This window comes from Pseudoalteromonas sp. AWM4_233, assembly GCF_056158285.1.
This window is the reverse complement of record NZ_JBSWSZ010000062.1, coordinates 1-3,541: the sequence shown is the minus strand read 5'-3', so window position 1 is coordinate 3,541 and position 3,541 is coordinate 1. Positions and strand designations below refer to the sequence as shown.

Sequence of the window (3,541 nt, the reverse complement as noted above, 5' to 3'; positions counted from 1 at the left end):
AAGGTTAACGACGGTTAGATTCACCTCTTACACAGCACCTCGTCAAACTTTGTTAACAATACTAAAATGAACGCATTCTTTAGAATGCCATTCAAATTGCTTGAGTTTGAATACAATGTCCAAGAGGCCGTTTGTACCGCAAGTAATATCTACACTAAGCGGCAACTGTTATTGTCACTTCGTTCAGTTACGTATTGCTAAGGTTAACCGATCCTTGTGGCTTCTAACTTCCAGCACCTGCCAGTTTTCGTGACGAAAACTGGCTATGTCACTCAATCTACAATCCTAAGAGCGAAGAAATGAGCAAACGTGATGTAAACTACGCGCCGAAACTGCGTGAAGCTTTCCCACCTAAAGCACGTACATACTAGGAGCGAGACGATGGCACAAGTACAATTTTCGGTTTATCGTTACAATCCAGATGTTGATAATGCACCACGTATGCAAGACTTCTCGCTAGAAACGCAAGAAGGCCAAGATATGATGGTATTGGATGCCCTTATGCAATTGAAGGAGCAAGATCCAACATTATCATTCCGTCGTTCATGCCGTGAAGGTGTGTGTGGTTCAGACGGTATCAACATGAATGGTAAAAATGGTTTAGCGTGTATCACGCCTTTATCAACGCTACTTAAAGGTGGCAAAGGTAAAATCGTAATTCGCCCATTACCAGGTTTACCTGTGGTACGTGACCTTGTTATTGACATGAGTCAGTTCTACACTCAATACGAAAAAGTTAAGCCTTACCTAATTAACGACACGCCAGCGGCGGGTGAGCGTCTTCAGTCAATCGAAGAACGTGATAAGTTAGATGGCTTATATGAGTGTATCTTATGTGCATGTTGTTCAACATCGTGTCCTTCGTTCTGGTGGAATCCAGACAAGTTCATCGGTCCTGCGGGCCTTCTTCATGCGTATCGTTTCTTGGCTGATAGCCGCGATACAGCGACTGAAGAGCGTCTTGCTGACCTTGACGATGCGTTCAGCGTGTTCCGTTGTCACAGTATCATGAACTGTGTTAGCGTGTGTCCAAAAGGTCTTAACCCGACCAAAGCAATTGGACAAATCAAATCAATGCTTTTAAACCGCGCTGTTTAAAGCTTGAATATGTAAGGTGGTTAAGTGATTAACCACCTTGTTTTTACAACAATTAATTTCTGCGCTAAAGAAAAGGGCTTATAAATGCACGAAGGTGTGATGAAGGCATGGCTAGAATCTTCTCACTTAAACGGCGGTAACGTTGCTTACGTAGAAGAGCTTTATGAAGCGTACTTAGATGATGCGACTTCTGTGCCAGAAGAATGGCGAGAAGTGTTCGAACAATTACCAAAAGTTGATGGTGTGGATGTTGATGTTAAACATTCAGAAGTTCGTTCACAATTTGCACAGCTTGCTAAAAACAAGCATAGAGAAGTAGTGGTAGCAGAGGGTGGCTCTGGTGATCCTAAACAGGTCAAGGTGCTACAACTTATTAATGCTTTCCGTTTCCGTGGTCACCAAAATGCCAACCTAAATCCATTAGGTATTTGGCAACGCGAACGTGTTCGTGATCTAGAATTAGAGTACCACGATTTATCTGAAGCTGATTTTGACCGTGAATTCAATGTGGGTTCGTTTGCTGTCGGTCGCGAAACCATGCCATTAGGTGAACTATATCAAGCGCTCAAAACAACTTATTGTGGGTCGGTTGGTGCTGAGTATATGCACATCACTTCAACTGAAGAAAAGCGTTGGTTACAACAACGTTTAGAATCAGTGCAATCACGTCCAACGTTCTCTAAAGAAAAGCTACGTATCCTTAAAGGATTAACAGCTGCAGATGGTCTTGAAAAATACTTAGGGGCTAAGTTCCCTGGTGCAAAACGTTTCTCACTTGAAGGTGGTGATGCGTTAGTACCAATGCTTAAAGAACTAATTCATCGTGCAGGTGAAAGCGGACAAAAAGAAGCTGTTATTGGTATGGCTCACCGCGGTCGCTTGAACGTACTAGTGAACGTTTTAGGTAAAAACCCATCAGAATTATTCGATGAGTTCGCTGGTAAACACAAAGACACATTAGGCTCAGGTGATGTTAAATATCACATGGGTTACTCATCTGACTTTGCAACTAAGGGTGGCAACGTGCACATGGCACTTGCATTTAACCCGTCTCACTTAGAAATCGTTAACCCAGTGGTTATGGGTTCGGTACGTGCTCGTTTAGACCGTCTAGGTGATAAGTCAGGTATTAAAGCATTACCAATTACTATTCACGGTGACTCTGCAATCGCAGGTCAAGGTGTTGTACAAGAAACATTTAACTTATCGCAAACTAAGTGCATTTAGTTGTGGTGGTAGTATCCGTATCGTTGTAAATAACCAAGTTGGTTTCACAACGTCTAAACAGTCTGATGTACGTTCTACACCATACTGTACTGATATTGCGAAAATGGTTCAGGCACCAATTTTCCATGTTAACTCTGACGATCCTGAAGCGGTTGCATTTGTTACTCAAATCGCACTTGATTTCAGAAACCAGTTTAAACGTGATGTAGTGATTGATTTAGTATGTTATCGCCGTCATGGTCATAACGAAGCGGATGAGCCGAACGCGACTCAACCACTTATGTACCAAAAAATCAAAAAGCATCCAGTACCTCGTCTAATTTACGCAGACCAATTAGTTGCTGAAGGTTCGTTCTCAGAAAATGAAGTAAAAGCACTTGCTGATGATTACCGTAACGGTTTAGACAAAGGCAACTGTGTTGTTGAAGAAATTCAACTAGAGACATCGCACTCTTCTGATTGGGCTAAGTTTGTTGGTCACGATTGGGATGTTGAGTACGATGCAACAGTATCGGTTGAAAAGTTAAAAGAGCTTGGCGAAAAAGTAGCAAGCTTCCCAGAAAGCCACAAAGCACAGTCGCGCGGTTAAGAAAATCTACGACGACCGTAAGCTAATGGCAACAGGTGAAAAACCACTTGATTGGGGTATGGCTGAAACACTTGCTTATGCAACGCTTGTTGATGCGGGTACAGATATCCGTTTAACAGGTCAAGATTCAGGTCGTGGTACATTCTTCCACCGTCATGCTGTTGTTCATAACCAAAAAGATGCATCAACATACTTGCCGCTGCAAAATATCAGCGAAAAGCAAGGTGCATTTGAAGTGTATGACTCAGTTCTTTCTGAAGAAGCGGTATTTGCGTTTGAATATGGTTACGCAACAGCTGAACCTACGTCACTTGTAATGTGGGAAGCACAGTTTGGTGACTTCGCGAATGGTGCACAAGTTGTATTTGACCAATTCTTAAGTTCAGGTGAGCAGAAGTGGGGTCGTTTATGTGGTCTTACATGTTTACTTCCACACGGCTACGAAGGTCAAGGTCCTGGCATAGCTCGGCACGTTTTGAGCGTTTCTTGCAGTTGTGTGCTGATTACAATATTCAAGTGTGTGTTCCTTCGACTCCATCGCAGGTTTTGCACATCTTGCGTCGTCAGTCCGTTCGTCCACTTCGTCGTCCATTGATTGTTATGTCTCCTAAGTCGCTACTTCGTCAT

General features: G+C 42.9%; 1 protein-coding gene and 1 pseudogene. Both read left to right on the top strand.

Going from position 1 to position 3,541, the window contains the following annotated elements; all coding sequences use genetic code 11:
- The first annotated feature begins 381 nt into the window (after window positions 1–381).
- Window positions 382–1,098 carry a succinate dehydrogenase iron-sulfur subunit gene (locus tag ACXAC4_RS19905; RefSeq protein ID WP_054551369.1) on the top strand — a complete coding sequence of 239 codons (717 nt, stop codon included), beginning with the start codon at window positions 382–384 and terminating at the stop codon, window positions 1,096–1,098.
- Between the two features lie 84 nt (window positions 1,099–1,182).
- Window positions 1,183–3,541, top strand: a pseudogene (locus tag ACXAC4_RS19900) (2-oxoglutarate dehydrogenase E1 component); the annotation flags it as partial.